Here is a 25,135-nt window from a genome sequence, read left to right as displayed (position 1 = left end):
TCTCGGATCGGATACCTTCCTGCATCTCGAGGTGTCAGGTATCGGACCGATCACCGCCCGCACTGACGGCGAGTTCGAATGCAGGCATGGCGATACCGTCTTCATCACCCCCGACGAGACCAAGATACACAGGTTTGATGAGAAGGGTGTGGCGATCTAGGTGCTGGCTTCCACAAGGTTTTTCATTCACAGCGGACCCGCAGGCGCGTGGGGCTTACCCCCCTCTGCCCTGCCGGGCATCTCCCCCTCAAGGGGGGAGATCGGCAAGAGGCTCTTTCATCGCTTCACTCGCAAGCTTAGAGATGTGCGAGACTTTGCCGCAGATCGATCTCCCCCCTTGAGGGGGAGATGCCCGGCAGGGCAGAGGGGGGGAAGCCTCACGCCTCCCCGATCCTCACGCCATTACGATCAAAGACATGCAGCCTTTCCTGCGGGAAACCGACCCGCAGGGACTTGCCCGGCTGCAACAATGCTCGGTCTGATGAAAACAGCTTGAAGGGCAATCCATGCACCGTGAGGTGCAGGATGACGCCGAGGCCGGTCGGCTCGACCAGATCGACGGATGCCTCCACACCGCCTTCAGCCGGTGCTACGGTCACATGTTCCGGGCGGATGCCGAGCGTGACCGGCTCGCCATCGGCGAGGTCCACTTCCCGGCCAAGCGCCAGACGCGTGCCATCACCCAGCACGACGAAACTGCCGCCATTCTCCTGCACGAGCCGTCCCTCGAGGAAATTCATGCCGGGCGAACCGATGAAACCGGCGACAAAAAGATTGGCCGGGCGATCATAAAGATCGAGCGGCGCGCCGATCTGCTGCACATGGCCGGCATTCATGGCGACGATACGTGAGGCAAGCGTCATCGCCTCGATCTGGTCATGGGTGACGTAAACCGAGGTTGCGCCAAGATCGGCATGCATGCGTTTGATCTCGGCCCGCATCTGCTCGCGAAGCCGGGCATCGAGGTTGGACAGCGGCTCATCGAACAGGAAGGCCTTTGGCTGGCGCACGATGGCGCGGCCCATGGCGACGCGCTGACGCTGGCCACCGGAGAGCGCCTTCGGACGGCGGGCGAGATAGGGATCGAGGCCGAGTTTCGCGGAAGCACCGGCCACCGCCGCAGCGATGGTTTCTTTCGGGCTGCGGCGCAGGCGCAGGCTATAGCTCATATTGTCGGCGACGCTCATATGCGGATAGAGCGCATAGGACTGGAACACCATGGCGATATCGCGATCCTTCGGCCGGCGATCATTGACGCGTTCGCCATCGATGGACAGGTCGCCGGATGTTATCTCTTCAAGGCCTGCGATCATGCGCAGCAGCGTCGATTTTCCGCAGCCGGAGGGACCGACGAGGACGATGAACTCGCCATCCCTGATATCAAGATCGACGCCATGCAGCACGGCGAGGTCGCCATAGGTCTTGCCGACATTCTTCAGCTCGATGGAAGCCATGGGATTATCCTTTCACCGCGCCGGCCGTCAGGCCCTGCACGAGATAACGTTGAATGAGCAGGAAGAAGAGGCAGGCCGGAATGAGCGCCAGAACGCCCGCCGCCATCATCTGCCCGAAATCGACGGAGAATTTCGAAACGAAGGTCAGAAGGCCAACCGGGAAAGTGGCGCTCTGGTTGCCGGAAATCAGCATCAGCGCAAACAGAAGCTCGCTCCACGCGGCGGTGAAGACGAAACCGAGCGTCGCGGCGATGCCCGGCAGCGTCAGCGGCAGGATGATCTGGCGGAAGGCCGTAAACCGGCTCGCCCCGTCGATCATCGCCGCCTCTTCCAGATCCTTCGGAATGCCATCGAAGAACGACTGCATCAGGAAGGTGGCGAAAGGCACGTTGAAGGCGGTGTAGACGATGACGAGGCCCATCAGGCTGTTGGTGAGGCCGAGCGGCGACAGCATCTTGAAGATCGGCGCGACCAGCATGACCAGCGGAAACATCTGGGTGATCAGCATTAGCGCCACGATCCAGTATTTGCCCTTGAAACGGAAGCGTGACAGCGCGTAACCCGAGAGCGAAGAAAGTATCGTTACGGCAATTGCCGTGGAGCCCGCGACGATGACGCTGTTCTTAAAAAACGTCGGGAAGGCACTGTTTTCAATGACGAAACGATAATGATCCCAGGTCGCCCGCGATGGCCACATCCTCACACCTTCGCTATAGAGCAGATCATTCGGCGTGACGGACACCTTGAGCAGCCAGAACAGTGGGAACAGTGCAAAGGCGATATAGGCAAGGATCGCCAGACGATGGGCAAGGGTGAGAAATATCCTTGAGGTCATCGGTCAGTCCTTCTCGATCAGGCGCTGGCGCAGCAGCACGATCAGCATGGAATAGGCAAGCAGCAGCACCAGCAGCACCAGCGCGATGGCCGAGGCATAACCGAAATCCAGACGCCTGAAGGCCTGCGTGAAGATGTAGCTGGCGACGATCTGCGTGCGGTCGGCCGGTCCACCATTGGTCATGACGATGATGAGATCGGCGAAATTGGCGATCCAGACGGTGCGCAGCAGGATGGTGATGGCGATGGTGGGCGCCAGAAACGGCAGGGTGATGGAGGTGAAGCGCTGCAGCGGGTTCGCCCCGTCAATTTCCGCCGCCTCGTAAAGATCGCGCGGGATGGCCTGAAGTGCCGCAAGCAAAGTGATGGCGAAGAAGGGAATGCCCCACCAGACATTGGCGATGATGGGCCCCCACATGGCAAGCTGCGGATCAGCGAGGATATTGTTGGGTGCGGATAACAGCCCGAGCGAGACCATCCAGTGCGGCAGCGGCCCAATGACCGGATTGAACAGCCATGCCCAGTTGAGACCGGCAAGGAAGGTCGGCACGGCCCATGGCAGGAACACCAGCGCCTGCGCCAGCCCCCTGCCCGCAAAGGGTTTATCGAGCAGCAGCGCCAGAATGAGGCCGAAGAAGAATTGCAGGAAAACCGAAGCGCCGGTCCACCACAGCGTGTTCTTCAGCGCCCGGTAAAAGGCCGCATCCTGCGACAGCGCCTCCAGATGTTTGAGGCCAACAAAACCGCCGGAAAACGGATTGAGCAGCTGCACATCGCGAAAGGCATAGGAGAGGCCAAGCACCAGCGGCACCAGCATGACGGCGACGATGAGCACCAGCACAGGCGCGCTGTAAAGCCACGGTTCGGCCCAATCGGCAAACCGCCGCATCGCAGGCTTGCCGGCCGGTTTGCGCGCAGCCACCGGCCCGGCGCCATGGGCATAGGACATTGTATCGCTCCCTGATCGGACGATGGAACGGACGGGTTTTCCAGCCTCTCGGCTTACCGATCCGAAAAATTTCTATGAAAAGGCCTGTCGCAGCGAAGGCCGGCAAGACCCGCCGCACGGGCATTTGCGCCCGCGCAGCCGGTCAACGTCGTTACTTCGAGGCCAGGAACTTCTGCTGCGCCTTGGTCATGTAATCAGCCCATTGCTTGGCAAGGTCTTCCGGCGTGATATCGCCGAGCAGCGCTTCCTGCGATGTCTTGATCACAAGCGAGTCCTTGAAGAAGGCGAATTCCTCAAGATAGGTCGGCATCGTCGTCGGCACGGCGTTCTTGTCGGCCAGTTCGTCGAACCAGCCCTTGAACTGCTCGCTGGCATAGAAGGGGTCCTTCTCCGCCGACTTGTGCACCGGCAGCGCACCGGTCTTCTTGTTCCACTCGATATTGCCTTCCGGCCCCTCGAGCGTCTCGATCAGCTTCCAGGAAAGGTCCTTGTTTTCGGATTTCGACATCATTGACCAGCCGGCGAAGCCGATCGTCGGGAAGGTCTTGCCGTCAGGTCCCTTGGGCATGGTCATGACGCCGAAATCTTCCGGCTTCATGCGCTGGGCAATGGCGATCAGCGCATCCGGGTCCTGATCGAGGAAAGCGCAGGTGCCGGAATAAAAGCCGGCGACGATCTCGTTGAAGCCCCAGTTGACGCTGTCCTTCGGCGCATAACCGTTCTTGTAGAGATCGATCACATAGGTCAGGCCCTTCACCCAGCCGGGGCTGTCGAAGGTGGAGGTGCCGTCCTTGGTGAAGAACTCGTTCGAACCGGCCATGGATGCGCCGAACATGACCCAGCCGTTGAGGCCGCCCGGGCCGCCGCGCAGGCAGTAGCCGGATTTGCCGGGAAGGGCTGCGACCTTCTTGGAGGCATCGGCAAATTCCTCAAGGGTCTTCGGCGGCTCCTTCACGCCGGCTTCGGCCAGCAGTTTCTTGTTGTAGAACATGGCGCGCAGGTAGAAACCATAGGGCAGCATATAGGCCGTGTCCTTGACATCGCGGCCGAGTTCGAGCGTGCGCTCGCTCAGGCCCGCGGTGTGCTCCCACTTGGCAAGATAGGGCTCAAGGCTCTCCAGCATGCCGTTATTGGCATAAAGCGACAGCCATGTGTCGGGCATTTCCATCACGTCAGGCACATCGCCGGCCGAGACCATGGTGGCGAATTTCTGGAAGGCTTCGCTCCACGGCAGGGAGATGATTTCCACCTTGGTGCCGGGATTGGCAGCCTCGAATTTCGAGACGATGCCTTTCAGCGTTTCCGTCCGCTCGGGACTTGTGATGACCTCGACCAGTTTCAAGGTCGTGTCCGCCAGCGCCGTTCCGGTCATCAGGGCGGTGAAGATTGCTGCTGTTACCAGTTTTTTCATGTCGTTCTCCCCTTTTTTGTCGTCAGTTTAAAAACGCGTCAGGCGGCGGAGGCCGCCTTGATCGCCGGTTCGAGATCGTTCCAGAGGGCTTCCGTGCCCTCCAGCCCGACATGCAGGCGCACCGAACGCGCGCTGATGCCGAAAGTGTGGGCGGAGTTTGGCTGCGCCTTCTGTTCGAGCACCACTTCGCCGGGGACGATGAGGCTTTCATGCCCGCCCCAGGAAACACCCAGTTTGAAAAGCTTGAGGCGGTCGGCAAAAGCACGCACATCCACCCCTTCCCTAAAGATGAAGGAAAAAAGGCCCGACGTGCCGTGAAGGCCGGGCGGCAGACGGTTCGCCAGCCCCGGATGGCAGACCTTCTCCACCACATCCAGCGCCTGCAGGCGGGTAGCGATCTCAAGCGCCGAAGCCTGATGCGCCTTCATGCGCAATGGCAGGGTGCGCAGCCCGCGAATGAGCAGCCAGGCATCGAAGGGCGACATCTTGCCGCCGAGATAGGGATAGGTTTCCGCCCGGATACGGTCGATCATCGCCTTCGAACCGGCCACCACGCCGGAGACCACATCGCTATGGCCGCCCAGATATTTCGAGGCCGAATGTACGACGAGATCCACGCCGAGCGAGATCGGCTGCTGGAAGACCGGGCTTGCCCAGGAGTTGTCGATGACGGTGACGGCGCCATGCCGCTTGCCGATGGCGGCAAGCGCACCGACATCATGGGCTTCCATCACCCAGCTCGTCGGGCTTTCCATGTAAAACAGCTTTGCGCCCGGCATCGCCTTTTCAACCGCCGCCTCATCGCGGCCGTCGACATAGGTCACCTCGATATTCATGCGCTGCATGAAGGTGCCGAACAGGCGGAATGCATCGGGATAGACATGGCGCACGGCGACGATCCGGTCGCCCGGCGAAACGAAGGAGAGCACGGTGGAGGAAATGGCCGACATGCCGCTTGCAAAACCGAGCGCATCTTCGGCCCCTTCCAGCTTCGCCAGCATCTCTTCAAACAGCCGCACGGTGGGGTTCAGCCCGCGCGTATAGACCGGCCGCACCTTTTCCCCGCGATAGGTGGAAACCATTTCGTCATAGCTGGAAAAGGTGAAAAGCGAGGTCTGCACGATGGGCGGCACCACGGCTTCGAAGGCGTGGGCCTCGTCATGCGCAACGATAAATGAGGCGGGATCGAAGAGATCGTTGCCATGGTTCATTTCGACATGTCCTTGATATCCTCCTCGACGACGGCGAGGATTTTCAGTGTTTCTTCACGGGCGGTCTCGGCATCACCGGCGGCGATGGCATTGAACAGCGTGCGGTGAAAGGGAAAGGAGCGGCCAGCAAAATCCGGGCGGTCGAAAGGCTTCGACCAGAAGCGTTCGAAACCTTCGCGCATCTGCTCCAGAAGCTGCTTGAACAGCGTATTATGGGTCGCGTCGTAGATCGACAGATGGAAGGCAAGGTCGGCCTTGCCGGAGGTTCCCTCGGCCAGATGCACCCGCTCCATCTCGTCAAGCCGCGCTTCCATCGTGGCGATATCGTCTGCCGTGCGGCGGCGCGCAGCGGCCATGGAGGCTTCCACCTCGATGCCGCGCCGCACTTCCAGCGTCATCAGCAGCGCATCGCGCAGGCTTTCGGCATCGATGGAAATCGGCATGTGCACGGTGGCGGCGGAAATCGGCTTCAGCAGATAATTGCCGCTGCCCTTGCGGCTGTCGATGACGCCGAGCGCCTGAAATTTACGGATGACTTCGCGGATGGTGGAGCGGCCAACACCCAGCGCCACCATCAGTTCGCGTTCAGCGGGAAGCCGGTCTCCGGCCTTCAGCCCTGCCCTCTCGACATAGTCGGAAAGCGCTGCCTCGACCTGGCGCACGCGATCGCTCGGCGGAATCGGTTGCATGAGTTCCCGGCTGGACCTGTCCAAGACGCATCCTCTAAATTGGTCTGACATCTTACCATTTCAAAGGGCGGATCGATTGTCAACGGGCAAGCGCGGAACACACATAAGACAAGATTCGCGGCGACAGACAAAAAAATAGGGAGGGTGACATAGGCCACCCTCCCCAGGCTCATAGCGAAATCACGGAGCTTACTGGCTGAGCACAGCCGCCTTGATGGTCTGGATATTGTGGTTGATCATGTCGATATAGGTCGCGGCCGGGCCATCGGCGGTGGAAAGCGCGTCGGAATAGAGCGTGCCGCCAACCTTCAGGCCGGTTTCGCTGGCGATCTGGTCGATCAACCGCTTGTCGGTGATGTTTTCGACGAAGATCGCCGAAGCCTTGTCGTGTTTGACCTGATCCACGAGCTTGGCGACATCAGCGGCCGAAGCTTCGGATTCCGTCGAGATGCCCTCGGGGGCAAGGAAGTTCAGTCCATAAGCGTGCTCGAAATAACCGAAGGCGTCATGCGAGGTGATGATGACGCGCTTTTCCGGCGGGATGGCGGCGATTTCGGTCTTCACCTTCTCGTTCAGAGCGGCAAGCTTGGCGATATAGGCATCGGAATTGGCGGTGTATGTGGCGCAACCGGCCTTGTCGACTTCGCAAAATGCGCCGGCAATGTTCTTCACATAGATTTCCGCGTTCTTGATCGACTGCCAGGCATGCGGGTCGAATTCACCGTGATGGTGATGACCCTCATGACCGTGGTCATGGCCGGCTTCTTCAGCCTTGTGGTCGTGGCCTTCCTCTTCTTCCGCTTCCGGATGGGCATGGCCGGCCGGTTCTTCGGAAAGTTTCAGCGGCTCGACACCCTTGGTCAGTTCAACGACAGGCGCCTTGGTGCCGCTGGTATCGATCAGCCGCTTCAGGAAGCCTTCAAATTCCAGGCCATTGACCAGCACGACGCCTGCCTTGCTGACGGCAACCGCATCGGCCGGACGCGGCTCATAGACATGCGCATCGCCATCCGGGCCCACGAGCGTGGTGATCTCGACGCGGTCGCCGCCGACATTTTTGGCGAAATCGGCAATGATCGAGAAGCTGGCCACGACCTTGATTTCGGCAGCCGAAGCCTGCGCCATCAGGACCGGGGAGAGGGTAAGAAGGCTTGCGCAGGTGGCAAGACGGAGGGTTCTGAACATGAAGGTTCTCCTTTTTTCGAACGCTGTTTTCAGGCCGTTCTGTGGCGGCCGGAACCGAGAAGATCGCCGAGCAAGCCGCGCGTGCCGACGAGAATGGAGAGCGCATAGATGACGCCCGCCGAAAGGATGATCGCCGGGCCCGAGGGCAGCGACGCGTGATAGGACAGGATGAGGCCGGCAAAGCAGGAAACCATGCCGATACCGATCGAGATGAAGCACATGGGCGCCACGCGGTTGGACCAGAACCGGCTGGCGGCGGCGGGCAACATCATCAGGCCGACAGAAAGCAGCGTTCCGAGCGCCTGAAAGCCACCAACCAGATTGAGCACGACGATGGCGAGGAAGAGAAAATGCACCGGGCTGCCCCAGTTGCTGACCGAGCGCAGGAACAGGGGATCGAGGCATTCCGCCAGAAGCGCCCGCCAGAAGGTGATCATCACCACCAGCGTCACGATGCAGATGCCGCTGATGAGGCTGAGCGCCTCGTTGTTCAGCGCCAGCACGGTGCCGAACAGCACATGCATGAGATCGACGCTGGAGCCGCGCCACGAGACGAGCAGAACACCGAGCGCCAGTGAAATCAGATAAAAGGCGGCAAGCGAGGCGTCCTCCTTCTGGACGGTGAAACGCGACACCGCACCGGCCCCCAGCGCCACCACGAGGCCGACGACCAGCCCACCGATCGTCATCGGCAGGATTTCCAGCCCGTAAAACAGAAAGCCGACGGCCGCTCCCGGCAGGATGGCGTGCGACATGGCATCGCCCGTAAGGCTCATGCGCCGCAGCATCAGGAACACTCCGACCGGCCCGCAGCTGATGGCAAGGATCAAGGCGCCGGCAAGCGCCCGCTGCATGAAGACATATTGAACAAAGGGTTCGATGAAGAAATCAGCCATGGGCATTCGAATTTGCGTGGGAGTGGATGTGGGAATGGGATGACGCCGCCCGTGGGCCGGCATCGAGCGCATCGGTCGCCGGTGCATCGGTCACTGGCGCATTGTTCCTTGGCGCATCACCCGGCGCGCACCACGGTGCATTTTCCTCCCATGCCTCGTGGAAATGCCGCGCCTGGCGCATGTTTTCCGGCTTCAGGACATCGGCTGTCGGGCCGAGGTCCACGAGACGCCGCGCGAGGAACAGGGTCTGGGGGAAATGCTGCCGCACCAGCTCATGGTCATGCAGGACGGCGAGCACCGTGCGTCCTTCCGCAACCCATGCCTTGATCAACACCAGAAGATCGGTGACGGTGCGCTCATCAACGGCATTGAAGGGTTCATCCAGCAGGATCAACTGCGCGTCCTGCAACATGGCGCGGGCAAACAGGGCACGCTGCATCTGGCCACCGGAGAGCGAATCTATATTGCGCTTTTCAAAGCCGGAAAGCCCGACCGCTTCCATCACCCGGCCCATCGCCGCTTTGTCCTCAGAACGGTGGCGGCCAAGCAGGCCGCGCCTGGGCCAGAGGCCCAGCGCAACGAGATCGCGCACCTGAGCCGGGAACGACCTGTCGAGTTCCGATTGCTGCGGCAGATAGGCGACGGAGATGCCTGTGCTGATCCGGCACTCACCGCCGAGCGGTTTCAAGATGCCGGCGATACCCTTCATCAGCGTCGATTTGCCCGAGCCATTGGCGCCGACAACCGCGGTGAGCGATCCCTTGGTGATATCGCCATCCAGATGATGCACGGCCGCACGGCCGGCATATCCAAGCGTCAGATTTGTGAAGGTGAGGCACGGATCGCTCATCGATCCCTCCTGGGCGGGGTTTCATTCGGACCCTTGATATGTAATGTTATTACATTCGTCAAACGAATACGTAATGAAATAACATTAACTATTGGAAAGTCAGAGCGGCACGCTGGTGGGCAGAGACCTCACGCTTCCGCAGATGCTTTTTTTCCAAAGCCCGTTGACATGTCGCGTATATGTAATGTTATTACGTTACATAACTGGAACCGGCACTTCAAAAATCCTCCGTTTCCAGATCGCCTGCCGTGGTCGTCATAACGCCCACGCGACTGTTGCCACAGAACGAGGTCCCCATGAAAAAACTCCCCGTCACCGTCCTCTCCGGCTTTTTAGGTGCTGGCAAAACCACCCTCCTCAACCACATCCTCGCCAATCGTGATGGCCTGCGCGTGGCGCTGATCGTCAACGATATGAGCGAAATCAATATAGATGCGGCGCTGGTGCGGGATGGCGGCGCCAATCTCTCGCGCACCGAGGAACAGCTGGTGGAAATGACCAATGGCTGCATCTGTTGCACGCTGCGCGACGACCTCTTGACCGAGGTGCGTGCGCTCGCCGAACAGGGTCGCTTCGATTATCTGCTGATTGAATCCACCGGCATCGCCGAGCCGCTTCCCGTGGCCGCCACCTTCGATTTCCGTGACGAGAACGGCCGCAGCCTGTCTGATGTCGCGCAGCTGGATACGATGGTGACGGTGGTGGATGCCGCCAATCTTCTCAATGATTACGGTTCATCCGATTTTCTGGCCGACCGGGGCGAAACGGCGGGTGATGGCGACAACCGCACCATCGTCGACCTTCTGGTCGAGCAGATCGAATTTGCCGATGTGGTCGTCCTCAACAAGATCGGCACCGCCACGCCCGAGGAGCGGGATGCGGCCCGCAAGATCATCGTCGGGCTGAACCCGGATGCGAAACTCATCGAGGCGGATTTCGGCAGGGTGGAACTGAAGGAGGTGCTCGGCACCGGTCGCTTCGATTTCGCCAGGGCCGAAGAACATCCCCTGTGGTTCAAGGAACTGCACGGCTTCAAGGACCACATTCCCGAAACCGAGGAATATGGCATCCGCTCCTTCGTTTACCGCGCCAAAAAACCGTTCGACCCCGTGCTGTTCCAGCGCTTTATCGATCGTGCCTGGCCGGGGGTGGTGCGCGCCAAGGGCTTTTTCTGGCTGGCGACACGGCCGCGTTATGTCGGCGAGATCAGCCAGGCGGGCGCATTGGTGCGCACCGGCAAGATGGGTTTGTGGTGGTCCGCCGTGCCCAAGGAGCAATGGCCGCGTGAAAAACAGTTTATCGACATGATGAAACCCTATCTCGACCCGGTTTTCGGCGACCGGCGGCAGGAAATCGTCTTCATCGGCTCCGACCCGATGAGCGAGGCCCGCATTCGCGCCCAGCTCGATGCCTGCCTGATCGACACTGAAGCCTTCACGCCCGACGCATGGCGACACCTGCCGGACCCCTTCGCCAACTGGGACAGACAGGCCGCCTGACCGGGCCTGGGCTGCGTACTGGACACCCAGCGCTCCCCTGCCCGTCACCCACAAAAAAGAGCCGCGTTACGCGGCTCCTATCAGGAGGCCCGCTCGAAAGCGGGCCTTTTGTTTTGGCCGGGTTCTTATCCCTGCGATGCCTCTACCTGCGGCACCACACCCCGGCGCGACGCCATGAGCGATGCGCCGAGAAGGGCAGAAATTGCCACGAAGACGAAGACCATCGTTGCCCCCTGCAGATCGATCAGCAGGCCGCCGAGAACCGCGCCGCTGGAAATGGCGATCTGGAAGGTGGTGAGCAGCAGCGCGCCGGCGCTTTCCGCCTCATCCGAAGCCACGCGGGTGATGAAGCTTTGTACGCTGACCGGAAGCGCGCCGAAGGCAAAACCCCAGGATGCGATCGCGACACCCGCAATGACGGGAGATGCGCCGGCAATCACCAGAATGGAGGCCGAAGCGGCAATCAGCGTGGCGGCGAAGGTCACGGCCCATGCCGTGTTCTTCTCGGCAAGGAAACCGCCGAAGAGATTACCGAAGAAACCACCGATGCCATAAACCAGAAGAACGAGGGAAATCGCTTCAACGCCGAGCTGCGGCACGTCTTCCAGAAACGGGCGAACATAGGTGAAGCCGGCGAAGTGACCCGCAACGATGAACAGCGTTGTCAGAAGGCCGATCCGGACCTGCGGCCGCTGCAGCAGCCGGAACATGGTGGAAAGGCCCGGTGCACCGGCCGGCGGCAGAGACGGAATGGTCAGCAGCTGCACGACAAGTGCGATGACACCGAGCACACCCGCAACCACGAAGGCCGCGCGCCAGCCGAGCGTCGCGCCGATCCATGCGCCCACAGGCGCGGCGCAGACGGTGGCGACCGAAACCCCTGTCAGGATGATGGCCATGGCACGCGGCATCTTATCGAGCGGCACGAGCCGCAGCGCCAGCGCCGCCGACATGGCCCAGAAACCACCAAGGCCGATGCCGAGCAGGACGCGCGATGCAAACAGCATGAAAAGCCCGTTGGCAAAGGCGGCAAGCGTGCTGGAAATGATCAGCAGCGTGGTGAGCCCCAGAAGTGTCCAGCGGCGGTCGATGCCGCGTGTGCCAATGACGACGCCGGGGCCGGCAACCGCCGCAACCAGCGCGGTGACGGTGATGGATTGCCCGGCAATGCCGGAGCTGATGGCAAGATCTTCCGATAGCGGCGTAAGAAGGCTGACCGGCAGAAATTCCGCCGTCACCAGCCCAAAGACACCGAGCGAAAGCGAAACCACGGCGGCCCACTTCGCATCCGGCTCTTTTCTGCGCGGCACATATTCGAGTTCGTTTATGGTCCGGTTATTCATGAAAATCTCCTGATGCGCATTGCCAGAATGCGCCCTGAAATGGAAGGGCAAGACGATGAAACCGCTGGGAGGCCGGTTCAGCGCCCGCAAATCGATGGTCGTAACCTATGCGTGACAACCCGGCGTTTCCATGCTAGAAAATCCGTATTCCTTAACCAATCGTCCGAATTTGCGAGATGCCATGAATGATGCCCTGACGGAAATGCTGCGAGGTCTGAGGCTTGACGGCGTGGAATATGGCCGCTGCCGCATGGCCACCCCCTGGGCCACCGCCTTTCCCGAACAGGAAGCGGCGCGGTTTCATTTTATCGGCGTCGGCCAGGCGAAACTGCGAAAGCCTTCCGGCGAATGGCTGATGCTTAAATGCGGCGATGCCGTGCTTCTGCCGCGCGGGCACGCCCATGTGCTTGCCAGCGGCGAGAATGTGACGCCCTCGCCCTTTGACCGTTTCGGCAAGAAGGAAGTCTGCCAGGGCATTTTCGACATGCAATGCGCCAGCGCCGGCGGCGATACCGTGGCCTTTACCGCTTCCATGCGTTTCAACATGGATAATCTGCACCCGCTTCTGCAGCTGATGCCGGATGTGATGCTGACCAGCGACCTGGCCAAAAGCGACCCGGCCATTCCCCACCTGCTGGAAGCCATGGCGCGCGAAGTGGAGCTGAACCGCGTCGGCGCCGGTGGCATTCTGGCAAGGCTTGCCGATGTGCTGACCGCGACCCTGATCCGCACCTGGGTGGAACATGGCTGCGGCGATTCCAGCGGCTGGCTGGCCGCCGTGCGCAATCCCGAACTCGGGCGGGTGCTGGCCGCCATCCACCTCACCCCGGAAAAGGACTGGAGCGTGGAGGAGCTTGCCTCCTTGATGGGCGCATCCCGTTCCAGTTTCGCAGAACGTTTCACCCGCGTGGTGGGTGAAAGCCCGGCGCGTTATGTGGTGCGCGTGCGCATGCATCAGGCACGTCTATGGCTGCGCGAAGGCATGCGCGTGACGCTCGCTGCGGAAAAGCTCGGTTACGATTCCGAAGCCTCCTTCAGCCGCGCCTTCAAACGGGTGCTCGGCGCGCCACCCAGCCAGTTCCGCCGCAAGGACGCGGCCGGGCTGGAGGATGCGGCTTAAAAGCTTCAGACAAACCGGGTAAGGATAGTGTGTGAAAAACAGATCCGCCTGAAGCGGAAGGGCATCGTCCGGGGAGCATCCACCATGAGCATGGCCGACGACGCCCGTTTCTGGAACCGGTCAGCACGGAAATATGCGAAAGGCAGGATTTCAGACGAGACCGGATATGCGCGCACGCTGGAGCGGACCCGCGCCTTGCTGAAACCCGACGACAGCATACTGGAACTGGGCTGCGGCACCGGGACAACGGCGATCCGGCTGGCGGGTAGTGTCAAAGACTATTATGCGACGGATATTTCCGCCGACATGATCGCAATCGCCAAAGAGAGAAAACAAGCCGCCGGCTCTCTCCACAACCTCACCTTCAGCGTAACGACTGCGGAAGCGCTTGTGCCGGGCGACAGGCAGTTCAACGCGGTACTGGGTTTCAACTATCTTCATCTGGTCCGCGACCTGCCCGGCACGCTGCGGCACATTCATGCCCTGCTTGCCCCGCACGGCCTGCTCATTACCAAGACCCCCTGTGTCGGCGATATGAACCCGCTTATCCGCCTTGTCCTGCCGGCGATGCGGGCAATCGGCAAGGCGCCCTATGCCGGCGTGTTCAACGCGGCCGAACTTGGCCGGCATATAAACGCCGGTGGTTTCGACATTCTGGCGACGGAAATTCATGCAACGAAGGGCAATGACAACCGCCCTTACATCGTGGCGCGAAAGAGGTGAGCTGAGCCGCCTTCTCAGTGAAAATTGCGGGAAATGACCTTTATCCGCTCGACCGCATCGTCATCATGGTCGGCGGGCGGCGGGCGTTTCCTGATGACGCGGTGATCATCCGGCGGCATGCCGTGATGAAACTCGTCACCACGCCCATGCGGCAGGGGAAAGGCGTGGTTGCGCTCGCCCACGCTTGCGAGCGCCTGCGACAGATCGGTCAGCCGGTGGGCGACCAGATGCACCACCTCACCTTCCCGCTGGATCTTGCCGTAAATGCCGACCATGCCGGCGGACAGCACCACGCGGCGGTATTTTTCAAAGGTTTTGACCCACAGTACCGCATTGGCAATGCCAGTCTCGTCCTCCAGCGTCATGAAGATCACGCCCTTTGCCGAACCGGGGCGCTGGCGCACCAGCACCAGACCGGCCGTTTCCAGCCATGTGCCATCCCGAACGCGCACCGCCTCCGCACAGGTGACGATGCGGCGGCGGGAAAGATCATGCCGCAGGAAGGTCATGGGGTGTTCGCGCAGCGTCAGCCCCACATGGCCATAATCCTGCACCACCTCGCCACCATCAGTCATGGGCCGGAGCGCAACGGAGGGTTCCTGAAGCTCTTCGATAACGGCATTCTCCCTGATGGCAGCGGCGGCGAAAAGCGGCAGCGGCTCATCCCGCAGGGCCTTGATGGCCCAGAGCGCCTCGCGTCTGGCAAGCGAAAGCGCCGGCAGAAAGGCATCGGCCTCCGCCAGACAGACAAGGGCGGCGGCCGGAACACCCGCCCTTCGCCACAGATCGTCAACGGAGGCGAAAGGCCGATCCTGCCGGGAGGCGACGATTTTTGCAGCATGGTCATTGGCAAGCCCCTTCACCATGCGCAGGCCAAGCCGCACGGCAAAGCGGTCCTCACCCTTGCCATTCTTCTTGCCCGTAGGCTCCAGCGTGCAATCAAAGCGGCTGTTATTAACGCAGACCGGACGCACCTCCACACCATGATCGCGCGCATCGCGCACGATCTGCGCCGGGGCGTAAAAACCCATGGGCTGCGAGTTGAGAAGCGCCGTACAGAAAATATCGGGATGATGGCATTTCAGCCATGAGGAGGCGTATGCAATCAGCGCGAAGGAGGCGGCGTGGCTTTCGGGGAAACCATAGCTGCCGAAACCTTCCAGCTGCTTGAAGATGCGTTCGGCGAATTCCTGCTCATAACCGCGCTCTACCATGCCATCGATCAGATCCTGTCTGAATTTGGAGATGGTGCCGACATTCTTGAAGGTGGCCATCGCACGTCGCAGCTGATCTGCCTTGCCGGGGGAGAAACCTGCGCATTCGATGGCGACGCGCATGGCCTGTTCCTGAAACAGCGGCACGCCGAGCGTCTTGCCCAGCACACCTCTCAGTTCCTCTTTCGGATAGTGCTCCTCCTCTTTTTTGTCACGGCGGCGCAAATAGGGGTGCACCATATCTCCCTGGATGGGGCCGGGGCGGACAATGGCCACTTGAATGACGAGGTCGTAGAATTTTGCGGGCTTCAGGCGTGGCAGCATCGACATCTGCGCCCGGCTCTCGATCTGGAAGGTGCCAAGCGTATCGGCCTTCTGGATCATTTTGAAGGTTGCGGGATCATCATCAGGCATGGAAGTCAGATCGTGCTTCTTGCCTGTCCGCTCCTCCAGAATATCGAAGCCGCGCTTCATGCAGGAGAGCATGCCAAGCGCCAGACAGTCCATCTTCATGAACTTCATGATATCGATATCGTCCTTGTCCCATTCGATGATCTGCCGCTTGTCCATGGCAGCGGGTTCGATCGGGACCAGTTCGTCCAGCCGGTCATGGGTCAAAACGAAGCCCCCCGGATGCTGACTGTGGTGACGGGGCGTGCCGACAAGCTGATTGGCAAGTTCGAAAGCGAGCTTAAGGCGACGGTCCTCCATGTTGAGGTTCAGTTCCTTAACCTGATTTTCACCCACCCCCTCGCTCCAGCGCCAGACCTGCGAGGAGAGGAGTTTCGTCAAGTCTTCCGGGAGGCCCAGAACCTTGCCGACATCGCGTAACGCCCCACGCCCGCGATAACGGGTGACGACCGAACACAGTGCGGCCTTGTCCCGACCATAGGTATCATAAACCCACTGAATGACCTCCTCGCGCCGCTGGTGCTCAAAATCTACGTCGATATCAGGCGGTTCGCGCCGTTCTTCCGAAACGAAACGTTCGAACAGGAGGTCAACCTTGAGGGGATCAATGGCGGTGATGCCAAGTACGTAACACACCACGGAATTGGCCGCCGAGCCGCGTCCCTGACAGAGAATATCCTTCCCCCGCGCGAATTGGACGATAGCATTCACCGTCAGGAAATAAGGGGCGTATTCCAGCTTGCCGATCAGGCCAAGCTCATGATGCAACGCCTTTTCCACCTTCTCAGGCAAACCCTTCGGATACCGCCCCGGCACCGCCTCCCATACCATCTTCTCCAGCGCCTGCTGCGCCGTCAGCCCCGGCAGGCTGCGCTCCTCGGGATATTGATAGACCAGTTCCTTCAGCGAAAATTTGCAGCGTTTCGCAATTTCAAGGCTGCGAGAGAGCGCTTCAGGGTAACGGGCAAACAGCCGGTGCATCTCTTCCGGCGGTTTCATGTAACGGTCGGCGTGGCGTTCGCGGCGGAAACCGGCCTCATCGATGGTGCAATTGTGCCTTATGCAGGTGACGACATCCTGCAGCATGCGCCGTTCCGGCACATGAAAGAGCACGTCATTAGTCACCACGGTCGGCACACCTGCGACCTGCGCCATCTCCGATAGCTCGAAAAGCCGCATCTGGTCGTTGGGGCGTCTTCTGAGGCTAAGCGCCATATAGGCCCGGTCGGCAAAGGCGGCTTTGAGCCGCCGCAGGCGAAGCGCGCAGAGATCATCGGCCAGATCGGCGAGCAGCACGACGATCAGGCCTTCGCCATAGGCAACGAGATCGTCCCAAGCCAGCCGGCATTTGCCCTTGCCGCCCCTTTTCTTGCCGATGGAAAGCAGCCGGCAAAGCCGCCCGTAAGCCGGGCGATCCATGGGATAAACAAGCACGAAAAGATCGTCATCCAGATCGAGCCGGCAGCCGATGATGAGGCGGATGCCATGATTATTGGCGGCTTCATAAGCGCGGGGAATGCCCGCAAGACTGTTGCGGTCCACGATACCAAGCGCCTCGATGCCGAGGCTTTTGGCCTGTTCGAAAAGCTCTTCGCAGGAGCTGGCACCCCGCAGGAAGGAAAAATGCGTGGTCACCTGCAGCTCGGCATAACGGGGCGTATTCATGCAAAGACCCCATGGATGAACCAGCCCTGCGAGCCCGTTTCGGCATGTTCGCCATCACCGGAGCGGAAAATCCAGAAGCGCTCGCCGCCTTCATTTTCCACCATGAAATAATCGCGCACCGCGGCCTTTTCCCGGTCGCGTTTCCACCATTCGCCGAACACCCGTTCCGGCCCGTCGGCGCGCCTGACATTATGGCGCACGCCTTTCCAGAGGAAATAACGCGGCGGATGGTCGGGCAGCAGCGCCAGCGTCTCGATGGGTTCAGGCCTGGCAAACAGCCTGACTGGACGCGGCCAGTGGCCGGGCCAGCCGAGCGTATCCTCCGCCGCCAGCGCCGCAACTGAAGTAAGGGAACGTTCCGGCACATCGCTTGCCACCGCCGCATAACGATAGACCCGGTGGCCGCGATTGAGGATGACATCGACCGTATCGGCGATTTCCGCACGGCCTTCCTCCAGAAGCGAGGAGCGGGCCTGCGCGGCGACAAGCGGCTCGGCATGGGTGGCGGTCAGCACCATCATCTCGATGCCGAAGCCGGGATCGATGGTGTCGATGCGGTCAGTCAAAAGCCGGACAAGCTGTTTGACATCGCGCACCGGTCTGGACGTGCCGGCCCGTATGGCCTGCAGGCCACTATCCACCCGGTGCAGCACCAGATCGACCCGGCGCGCGCCGAGGCCGCGTTTTTCCAGCGCGACGCAAAGTTCGGCAACCAGCTTTTGGCTATAACGGGCAATCGTTTCCACCGCTGCGATGGGTTCGGGAAAGGCGCGCCGCACCTCCACCAGTTCGGCCACACGCACCGGTTCGATGGGTTCGCCGATCTCGCCGAGCGCCTGGGAAAGGCGGCGAACGAGCTCGGGGCCGAAACGCAGGGTCAGCGGCGCGCGCGGGGCTTCGGCAAGCTCGCCGATGCTGCGGAAACCGAGCACCTTCAGCCCGGAAACGATACGCTCATCCAGCCTGAGCGCAGCAAGCGGCAAGCCGCTGATCGCCGCACGCTGTTCGCCCGGCGGCACGATGCTGATGGCGTCACGGCTAAAACGCGCCAGCGCATGGGCCGCACCCCAGCTATCGGCAATGGCGGCGCGGGCGGCAAAGCCTGCGGCATGCAGGCGGTTGACCATGCCGCTCAGCATCAGCGTCTCATTGCCATGCAGATGATCCGCACCCGCCGTGTCCAGCACCAGCCCGTCGGGTGGGTCGGCGGCGACGATCGGGGCATAGATGCGCAGGAAATGAAAGGCCAGCTGCTGCAGGGCGCGGGCATCACCAGTCGCATCCAAATCTTCAACGAGAAGACCCGGCACCAGCGCCTGCGCCTTGCTGACCGGCGTGCCGGGGCGGATGCCCGCCGCCTTTGCCGCCTTGTCGAGCGCCAGCACCAGGCGGCGGCTGCCCTGACGGCCGATCATGACCAGCGGCTTTTCAACCGGCGGCGCGTCCTTGCCCGAAAGACGCCGGAAACGATCCGTCGGCCATGTCGGCAGGTAGAGCGAGACGACCCTTTGCATCACAGGCTTCCACTTCAAATTCGGCACTTTCGCCGCCGCGACATCGCAAAAGTTCGAGAAACCAGCGCGGCCTGCCCACCCCCGGCACCGGCAGGGGTGATGAAGGCCGCACGGAGATGCGCCAGCGGGTCACCGCCGCCGTCGGCTCCCCGAACAGCGCCGCATCGGCCTGACGCCGGAAGCGGCGGATGGCGATGCCGGTAACCCCAGAGGTTTCCGCCGCCAGCTGCAGCCGCCGTGAGGCGGTCATCGGCAGTTTCGCCACTTCACCCATCACCGCGCCGAAACCATTGCAGCGCAGTCCCTCCTCGAAACAGTCGAGCACGCCTTTCTCATCGCGGCATTCAACGATGATGAGCCGGTTCTGCGACAGGCCGGCCTGTGTCAGACCCGGCATGAACAGATCCCGCCGGGTGACACACCATAAAACCTTGCCGGAAAGCCGTGCCGCCACACCAGCAGCAAACAGCGCTGCCGCTGCCCCATCGGCAGCGCCATTGCCGCCGCCGCTCAGCTCATGCAGGCAACCGAGCTTTAGCCCGCCTCCCGGCAGGTGATGGTCGATGGCATCCACGCCGAAAGGCAGGGTCTCGTGCAGCCGCTCAGGGCCGTTACCGATCCTTTCCAGCCTTTCACGCAGCTCTTCGACAACGAGCAACTGGTCCGCGCGCTTTTGCATGGCATGACGGTTTTCAATTCCGGATTTTCAATCTTACTGTTCTTGTTTTGTTCCTATTTCAGCAAAGAGTCAAGCAACAGGCTGTCGCTCATCAACAGTTTGCACGGGAAGAGAGGATTAAGCCCTTGCAGCGCTTCGTCCCGCCGTTAAAACGGAATTGTCCGTTCGCTGCCGTTCTTCTCACGAGAACCGATGCACCACGGACATCAGGGTTTTGGAGGAAACCGCCGATGATCGCCAGCATTCTGATTGCCGTGGTTGCGGCCATCCACATTTACATCGTCATTCTGGAAATGCTGCTGTGGGAAAAGCCGGCCGGCCGCAAGGCCTTTGGCCTCTCGGCGGATTTCGCCCGGCAGACGAAGGTGCTGGCCGCCAATCAGGGGCTTTATAACGGGTTTCTGGCAGCCGGGCTGATCTATGGGCTCATGCAGGGCGATGCCGGGCTGAGCTTCAAGGTCTTCTTCCTCACCTGCGTTCTGGTGGCCGGTATTTTCGGTGCCGTTACCGCCAATACCATGAAGATCCTGTTCATTCAGGCGCTGCCCGCCCTTTTGGCGCTTGGCGCGCTCTGGATTGGAGTATGAACCGATGACCGCATGGAATGACAGCCGCGCCAAAGACGCCCTCAACCGGATTTTCATGGCGGCAGTCGCAAGCGCCGATCCGGCAAAGGTGCTGCAACACCACCTTCCCTCCCCGCCCAAAGGCCGCTGCGTGGTGGTGGGGGCGGGCAAGGCCTCGGCCGCCATGGCCGCAGCGCTCGACAAGGCCTGGGCGGATGTCGATCTCTCCGGTGTGGTGGTGACCCGTTATGGCCATGCCGTTCCGGCCGGTCGCATCGAGATCATCGAGGCCTCGCATCCCGTGCCTGATGACAAAAGTGCGGAGGCGGCCAAACGCATTCTCGCCGCCGTTGAAGGCCTGACGGCCGAGGACATGGTGATCGCGCTGATTTCCGGCGGTGGTTCAGCGCTTATGGTCGCCCCCGCCGAAGGCATGACGCTTGCCGACAAGATGGCCGTCAATCGTGCCCTCTTGGCCAGCGGCGCGACGATTTCGGAAATGAACGCCGTGCGCAAGCACCTCTCCCGCATCAAGGGCGGACGGCTGGCGCTGGCCGCCAAGCCGGCCAAGGTTGTTTCACTGCTGATTTCCGACGTGCCAGGAGACGACCCCTCCGAGATCGCCTCCGGCCCGACGGTTGCCGATCCAAGCGACATTGAAACCGTGCGGGAAATCGTCTCGCGTTATGAGCTCGATCTTCCCGAAACCGTGCGCAGGGTGCTGGAAAAGGGCGAAGAAACACCGAAGGCCGGCGATATCGACGAGGATGTCAGGATGATCGCCGCCCCCTCGCTTGCCCTGCAGGCGGCAGCGGAAGAGGCGGTGAAACTCGGCCTTACGCCGCTCATCCTCGGCGATTCCCTCGAAGGCGAATCCAGGGATGTCGGCGCGGTCATGGCCGGCATTGCTCTCTCCGCCAGCCGCAAGGGTCTGCCGGTCAAAGGCCCGGCCGTTTTGCTTTCCGGCGGCGAAACCACGGTCACGCTGAACAGGGGAGTTGGCGGCAAGGGACCGGCCGGCAAGGGCGGCCGCAACACGGAGTTCCTGCTGAGCCTTGCACTGACGCTGAAGGGTGCTGACGGCATCTGGGCGATTGCCGGCGACAGCGACGGCATAGACGGCGTGGAGGATGCGGCAGGGGCGGTGGTGACACCGGATACGCTTGCCCGCATGCGCGCTGCCGGTGTCGATCCGCGCCAGTCGCTGGTAAACCACGACAGCTATACCGCTTTCAAAGGGGTGGGTGATCTCGTGGTGACGGGGCCGACGCTGACCAATGTGAATGATATCAGGGCGATCTTGATCGGCTGAATTCGGGAGGGGTGGAGCGGGCCACGGCCATCAGCTGCGCCCACCCGCAGGCACGGCCATTTTGACTATATTCTCGGAGAGGTATAATCTGGGGCATGTCCTTTGGAGCCTCAGCCATGCGTTCTGGAGTGCTCATAGCCGGCCTGATCATGGCCCTCATACCCACCTTGGCGGATGCTCACAATTGCAAATGCCGAAATCGCGGCACCATGTTCGAACTCGGCCAGACATCCTGCCTGAAGGTGGATGGCGGCTCCTATCTGGCGCGTTGCGAGATGAAGCTCAACGTCTCGTCCTGGACCAAGATTCAGGACGGTTGCCCCGTGACACAACGGCTGCCGCAACAGTCAACACGCATCAATTGATGTCGTTTACGCCCCTGCCCGAAGTGCAAAGAGCGGCGCGTTCTGCGCTTCCACCATGATGGTGATGTCTTCGGCGGCCACCGGTTTCGAAAACAGGTAACCCTGCAACTCGTCGCAGCCGCACAGATGCAGGATGGCGGCCTGTTCTTCGGTCTCGATGCCTTCCGCCGTCACCGGAATATCGAGCGATTTCGCCAGCGCCACGGTGGCCTGCAGCATTTCCAGAGAGCGCCCGCCATGTTCCAGCGCCACGACCAGTGACCGGTCGATCTTCATCCGGTCGAAACCGAAGCGGCGCAGATATCCGACGCTTGCAAATCCGGCGCCGAAATCATCAAGCGCAATATGCAGGCCAAGCTGTTTCAGCTTGTCGATCGCAGCACCAGCCCGCTCCGGATGCTGGATGAAATAGCCTTCCGTCATTTCCAGCCGTAACCGTTCGGATGGCGTCTGCGTCGCCGCGAGAATATCCGCCACATGACCGGAAAAGGCGGGATTTCGGAACTGCACGGGTGAAATGTTGACGGATAGCTTGATGGACGGCCATTGCCGCGCCGTCTCGCAGGCCTTGTGCAGAACCATAAGGCCAAGCCGGTCGATGAGGCCACTGGTTTCGGCCGCCGCGATGAAGATATCCGGCGGCACGAAGCCGTGCCCCGGCCTTTGCCAGCGCGCCAGCGCTTCCACCCCGGTAATGCAGCGCGTCGCAGCGTTGACGACCGGCTGATAGACCACGGTAATCTCGTCATTGAGGATGGCGCAGCGAAGATCAGCCTCGAGCTGCAGCTTTTCCTCACGCAGCGCATCCATCTTCAGCTCATAGGAAACGTAACGCCCGCGCCCGTTCTCCTTGGCCTGATACATGGCCATATCGGCGCGGCGCAGCAGTTCCTCGCCATTGATATCGCCGGCGCGGGAAACCGAGGTGCCGATGCTGCAGCCGATGCTCGCCACCCTTTCACCGATGCTGAAGGGTTCGGTGAAAAGTTCGAGCAGCGCCAGACACAGCTTGCGGCCTTCCGACCAGACATCGTTGCCCTGAATGGCGATGGCGAATTCATCGCCGCCGAGCCGCGCCAGCACCGCGCCTTCCGGCACCAGCACCCGAAGTGCTGCCGCCACGCCCTTGATCAGCCGATCACCGGCGGCATGGCCGTAGGAATCGTTGATTTCCTTGAAACCGTCGAGATCGAGGTAAAGCAGCTTGATATCGGTTCTGTCGTGACGGGCCTTGCCCACCATGCGGTTCAGCCTGGCAAACAGACCGGCGCGGTTGCTGAGCCCGCTCAGGCGGTCGCGCAGCGCCTCTTCCCTTGCCGCCGCCTCATCCGCCTTCAGCCGATCAAGCGTGGCCGAACCGATGATGAGCAGCACCAGAAAGAACGTGCCGGCAATACCGAGCGCGGTGAAGACCACCGGCCGCGCCTCGTGGAAACTGACATCACCCGGCAAATGCGAGCGCCAGACGAGCCGCGCCAGCACATCGCCGAGCGGATTGACGATATCCACATGGTTGGCCGTAGGCGCATCGCCATATTGCAGTTCCAAACCATCGATGACGTAGTTGCGGGCAAGCTTGTCCACCATCGCCTGTTTGAGATGGCGGGCGAAAATCAGATAACGCCGCTCCGCACCAACGGGTGGCAGAGCGCCGGACTTCAGCCGCACCAGCGCAACGCCCGTGGCAGCAACGCCATCGTCGGTTTTGACAAAACCGGTGACCTGGGAAGTGATGCCCGGGCGCATGGCCCGCACGCGTTCGATCATCTCCTCCAGACCTGCAGCGAAATAGGCGTCAGGCGCCCATGTGACGGGCTTGCCGTTCTGGTAGGCCATGCGAACCCCACCAGCCTCGTCGAGAACGACAGCGGTATCGAAGAGATCGTTGTTGACCGTCATGTCGCCGTAATTGCTGGCTATCCAGTCGAACCTGTCTGGCGCATAGACATATTCGGCGGCATCGTCCCAGGCGGCGTAGTCGTTGAGCGTGGCGCCAAGCTGCTCGCGGAAGGTGACCAGAGCACCCGCCGTGGTCTCGCGGGAGCGGGCATTGTCAAGCAGGTTGGCCTTTTCCCTGACCTGGCTGAGGGCGGACAGCACCAGCGCAGTGACGATGAGAAGCACCAGCGCAAAAGTGGACAATACGATGCCGACGGCGGTTCTGCGCCCGACCGGCAAATATTCCCCAATGTTTCGCGGCGCAATCCGCATAAATTCCCCTTCGAAAGCATCATCTTGCGAAGGAAACATTCAAAAGCCGTTAAACGGCATTGTGACGACGCCCCAAAAAGATACGGGTATAAAACGACAGTCTGGCTGCGAACCTGAAAAATCCTTCCATGAAATGCCGGGGGTTTTTCATAAAAAATGGTTTTAATCGCGCGCCGCAAAGAAAAAACCTCCCCCGCGAACGGGAGAGGCCGAAACGTCCGCCAGGGCGAACAGGGATTACCAGGACGGGATGACCGTGCCGTTATACTTTTCCAGAATGAAGGCCTTCACTTCCGGGCTGTGGTAGGATTCCACCAGCGTCTTCACCCAGGGCTTGTCCTTGTCCTGTGCACGAACGGCGATGATGTTGGCGTAAGGGGACTTTTCGCTTTCGATCGCGATGGCGTCCTTCTTCGGGTTGAGGCCCGCTGCCGTGGCATAGTTGGTGTTGATGACCGAAGCGTCGGTGTCGTCAAGCGAACGCGGCAGCTGGGCAGCATCAAGTTCGACGATCTGGATGTTCTTCGGGTTTTCGGTGATGTCGGCAGGCGTTACCTTCAGGCCGGCTTCTTCCTTGACCTTGAGCACACCCTTGGAAGCAAGAACCAGAAGCGCACGGCCGCCATTGGTCGGGTCGTTCGGGATACCGATGGTCGCGCCGTCCTTCAGCTCGTCAAGGTTCTTCACCTTCTTGGAATAAACGCCCATCGGGGTGGTGATGGTGGTGCCGACGCTGACGAGATCGAACTTGCGGTCAGCGATCTGGTTGTCGAGGTAAGGCTGGTGCTGGAAGGAATTGGCCTGCAGCTCGCCATCGTTCAGCGCCTGGTTCGGCACGACATAATCGGAGAATTCGATGATATCGATATCGAGGCCCTTGGCGGCCGCAATCTTCTTCACCTGTTCCATGATCTGCGCGTGCTCGGCGGGGGTAACGCCGATCTTGATGGTCTCGGCCAGCGCCTGACCGGCGGTGAAGAGAGCGGCGAGCGAAGCCGCGAGGATGAGTTTTTTCATGGGTGTCTCCTTGGGTT

The 25,135-nt window shown here is 61.0% G+C and carries 22 protein-coding genes and 1 pseudogene; 8 read left to right on the top strand and 15 right to left on the bottom strand.

From position 1 onward, the window contains the following. Positions 1-160: pseudogene (locus PL640_RS21650) on the top strand (sugar ABC transporter ATP-binding protein); the annotation flags it as partial. A gap of 217 nt (positions 161-377) precedes the next feature. Here PL640_RS21650 and PL640_RS21645 read toward each other — a convergent pair. The 9 genes from PL640_RS21645 to aztA form a co-directional block, all read right to left on the bottom strand. Next, positions 378-1,454, bottom strand: a complete 1,077-nt coding sequence (locus PL640_RS21645) for an ABC transporter ATP-binding protein (protein ID WP_174052551.1) — start codon at positions 1,452-1,454, stop codon at positions 378-380. Positions 1,455-1,458: 4 nt separating this feature from the next. Beyond that, positions 1,459-2,289 (bottom strand): carbohydrate ABC transporter permease, encoded by an 831-nt coding sequence (locus tag PL640_RS21640; RefSeq protein ID WP_271363490.1) that lies wholly within the window; start codon positions 2,287-2,289, stop codon positions 1,459-1,461. 3 nt (positions 2,290-2,292) lie between these two features. Next, a complete protein-coding gene (locus tag PL640_RS21635; RefSeq protein ID WP_003525091.1) occupies positions 2,293-3,237 on the bottom strand; it encodes a carbohydrate ABC transporter permease in 945 nt (314 codons plus the stop codon). A gap of 151 nt (positions 3,238-3,388) precedes the next feature. Then, positions 3,389-4,648, bottom strand: coding sequence for an ABC transporter substrate-binding protein (locus tag PL640_RS21630; protein WP_127758036.1), 1,260 nt, complete (start codon positions 4,646-4,648; stop codon positions 3,389-3,391). 38 nt (positions 4,649-4,686) lie between these two features. Next, positions 4,687-5,859 carry a PLP-dependent transferase gene (locus tag PL640_RS21625; protein ID WP_065117691.1) on the bottom strand — a complete coding sequence of 391 codons (1,173 nt, stop codon included), beginning with the start codon at positions 5,857-5,859 and terminating at the stop codon, positions 4,687-4,689. Continuing rightward, a complete protein-coding gene (locus tag PL640_RS21620) occupies positions 5,856-6,548 on the bottom strand; it encodes a FadR/GntR family transcriptional regulator (protein ID WP_161991439.1) in 693 nt (230 codons plus the stop codon). Before PL640_RS21620 ends, PL640_RS21625 begins: the two co-directional genes overlap by 4 nt. A 189-nt stretch (positions 6,549-6,737) precedes the next feature. Continuing rightward, positions 6,738-7,733 (bottom strand): zinc ABC transporter substrate-binding protein AztC, encoded by a 996-nt coding sequence (gene aztC / locus PL640_RS21615; protein ID WP_271363489.1) that lies wholly within the window; start codon positions 7,731-7,733, stop codon positions 6,738-6,740. 29 nt (positions 7,734-7,762) lie between these two features. Then, positions 7,763-8,629: a zinc ABC transporter permease AztB gene (gene aztB / locus PL640_RS21610; protein ID WP_077768092.1), complete on the bottom strand. Its 867-nt coding sequence runs from the start codon at positions 8,627-8,629 to the stop codon at positions 7,763-7,765. Continuing rightward, positions 8,622-9,479, bottom strand: coding sequence for a zinc ABC transporter ATP-binding protein AztA (gene aztA, locus PL640_RS21605; RefSeq protein WP_271363488.1), 858 nt, complete (start codon positions 9,477-9,479; stop codon positions 8,622-8,624). The genes aztB and aztA overlap by 8 nt, the downstream gene beginning before the upstream one ends. A gap of 296 nt (positions 9,480-9,775) precedes the next feature. Here aztA and zigA point away from each other — a divergent pair, with 296 nt between their 5' ends. Beyond that, the gene (zigA, locus tag PL640_RS21600; RefSeq protein WP_142842805.1) at positions 9,776-10,978 is read left to right on the top strand and encodes a zinc metallochaperone GTPase ZigA; all 1,203 of its coding nucleotides are present in this window, start codon (positions 9,776-9,778) and stop codon (positions 10,976-10,978) included. A 125-nt stretch (positions 10,979-11,103) separates the two neighbouring features. Here the strand turns inward: zigA and PL640_RS21595 are convergent, their stop codons facing one another. Beyond that, positions 11,104-12,321, bottom strand: coding sequence for an MFS transporter (locus PL640_RS21595; RefSeq protein ID WP_271363487.1), 1,218 nt, complete (start codon positions 12,319-12,321; stop codon positions 11,104-11,106). 181 nt (positions 12,322-12,502) lie between these two features. Between PL640_RS21595 and PL640_RS21590 the strand changes: the two genes are divergently transcribed. Further along, positions 12,503-13,441 carry an AraC family transcriptional regulator gene (locus tag PL640_RS21590; RefSeq protein WP_110760332.1) on the top strand — a complete coding sequence of 313 codons (939 nt, stop codon included), beginning with the start codon at positions 12,503-12,505 and terminating at the stop codon, positions 13,439-13,441. Between the two features lie 84 nt (positions 13,442-13,525). Then, positions 13,526-14,164, top strand: a complete 639-nt coding sequence (locus tag PL640_RS21585; RefSeq protein ID WP_271363486.1) for a class I SAM-dependent methyltransferase — start codon at positions 13,526-13,528, stop codon at positions 14,162-14,164. A gap of 14 nt (positions 14,165-14,178) precedes the next feature. On the opposite strand, the gene PL640_RS21580 is transcribed toward PL640_RS21585, so the two are convergent. From PL640_RS21580 to PL640_RS21570, 3 genes are read right to left on the bottom strand one after another with little or no spacing between them, the layout of a single operon-like run. Beyond that, positions 14,179-17,454, bottom strand: a complete 3,276-nt coding sequence (locus tag PL640_RS21580) for an error-prone DNA polymerase (RefSeq protein WP_271363485.1) — start codon at positions 17,452-17,454, stop codon at positions 14,179-14,181. Next, positions 17,451-18,968, bottom strand: coding sequence for a Y-family DNA polymerase (locus PL640_RS21575; RefSeq protein ID WP_271363484.1), 1,518 nt, complete (start codon positions 18,966-18,968; stop codon positions 17,451-17,453). The genes PL640_RS21580 and PL640_RS21575 overlap by 4 nt, the downstream gene beginning before the upstream one ends. After that, entirely contained in the window at positions 18,883-19,647 is a 765-nt protein-coding gene (locus tag PL640_RS21570; protein ID WP_137454208.1) for an ImuA family protein, read from the bottom strand. The genes PL640_RS21575 and PL640_RS21570 overlap by 86 nt, the downstream gene beginning before the upstream one ends. Before the next feature lie 230 nt (positions 19,648-19,877). On the opposite strand from PL640_RS21570, the gene PL640_RS21565 reads away from it, so the two are divergent. The 3 genes from PL640_RS21565 to PL640_RS21555 all read left to right on the top strand — a co-directional run bounded on the left by PL640_RS21565 (position 19,878) and on the right by PL640_RS21555 (position 21,890). Further along, positions 19,878-20,234 (top strand): DUF1304 domain-containing protein, encoded by a 357-nt coding sequence (locus PL640_RS21565; RefSeq protein ID WP_174034919.1) that lies wholly within the window; start codon positions 19,878-19,880, stop codon positions 20,232-20,234. A 4-nt stretch (positions 20,235-20,238) separates the two neighbouring features. Next, on the top strand, positions 20,239-21,525 hold the full coding sequence (locus tag PL640_RS21560; protein ID WP_271363483.1) for a glycerate kinase type-2 family protein: 1,287 nt from the start codon (positions 20,239-20,241) through the stop codon (positions 21,523-21,525). Between the two features lie 116 nt (positions 21,526-21,641). Further along, on the top strand, positions 21,642-21,890 hold the full coding sequence (locus tag PL640_RS21555; protein WP_271363482.1) for a hypothetical protein: 249 nt from the start codon (positions 21,642-21,644) through the stop codon (positions 21,888-21,890). A 6-nt stretch (positions 21,891-21,896) separates the two neighbouring features. On the opposite strand, the gene PL640_RS21550 is transcribed toward PL640_RS21555, so the two are convergent. Then, the gene (locus tag PL640_RS21550) at positions 21,897-24,140 is read right to left on the bottom strand and encodes a bifunctional diguanylate cyclase/phosphodiesterase (protein ID WP_269699503.1); all 2,244 of its coding nucleotides are present in this window, start codon (positions 24,138-24,140) and stop codon (positions 21,897-21,899) included. Here PL640_RS21550 and PL640_RS21545 point away from each other — a divergent pair. After that, the gene (locus PL640_RS21545; protein WP_271363495.1) at positions 24,037-24,267 is read left to right on the top strand and encodes a hypothetical protein; all 231 of its coding nucleotides are present in this window, start codon (positions 24,037-24,039) and stop codon (positions 24,265-24,267) included. The two genes, PL640_RS21550 and PL640_RS21545, sit on opposite strands and share 104 nt — an antisense overlap. Before the next feature lie 71 nt (positions 24,268-24,338). On the opposite strand, the gene PL640_RS21540 is transcribed toward PL640_RS21545, so the two are convergent. Continuing rightward, on the bottom strand, positions 24,339-25,118 hold the full coding sequence (locus PL640_RS21540; protein WP_110759951.1) for a MetQ/NlpA family ABC transporter substrate-binding protein: 780 nt from the start codon (positions 25,116-25,118) through the stop codon (positions 24,339-24,341). Positions 25,119-25,135: the final 17 nt, after the last annotated feature.

Origin of the sequence: Agrobacterium sp. ST15.16.024, from assembly GCF_027956545.1 — a bacterium.
Lineage (GTDB): Bacteria > Pseudomonadota > Alphaproteobacteria > Rhizobiales > Rhizobiaceae > Agrobacterium > Agrobacterium cucumeris.
The sequence above is the reverse complement of the archived record's forward strand: the minus strand, read 5'-3'. Positions and strand labels throughout refer to the sequence as shown.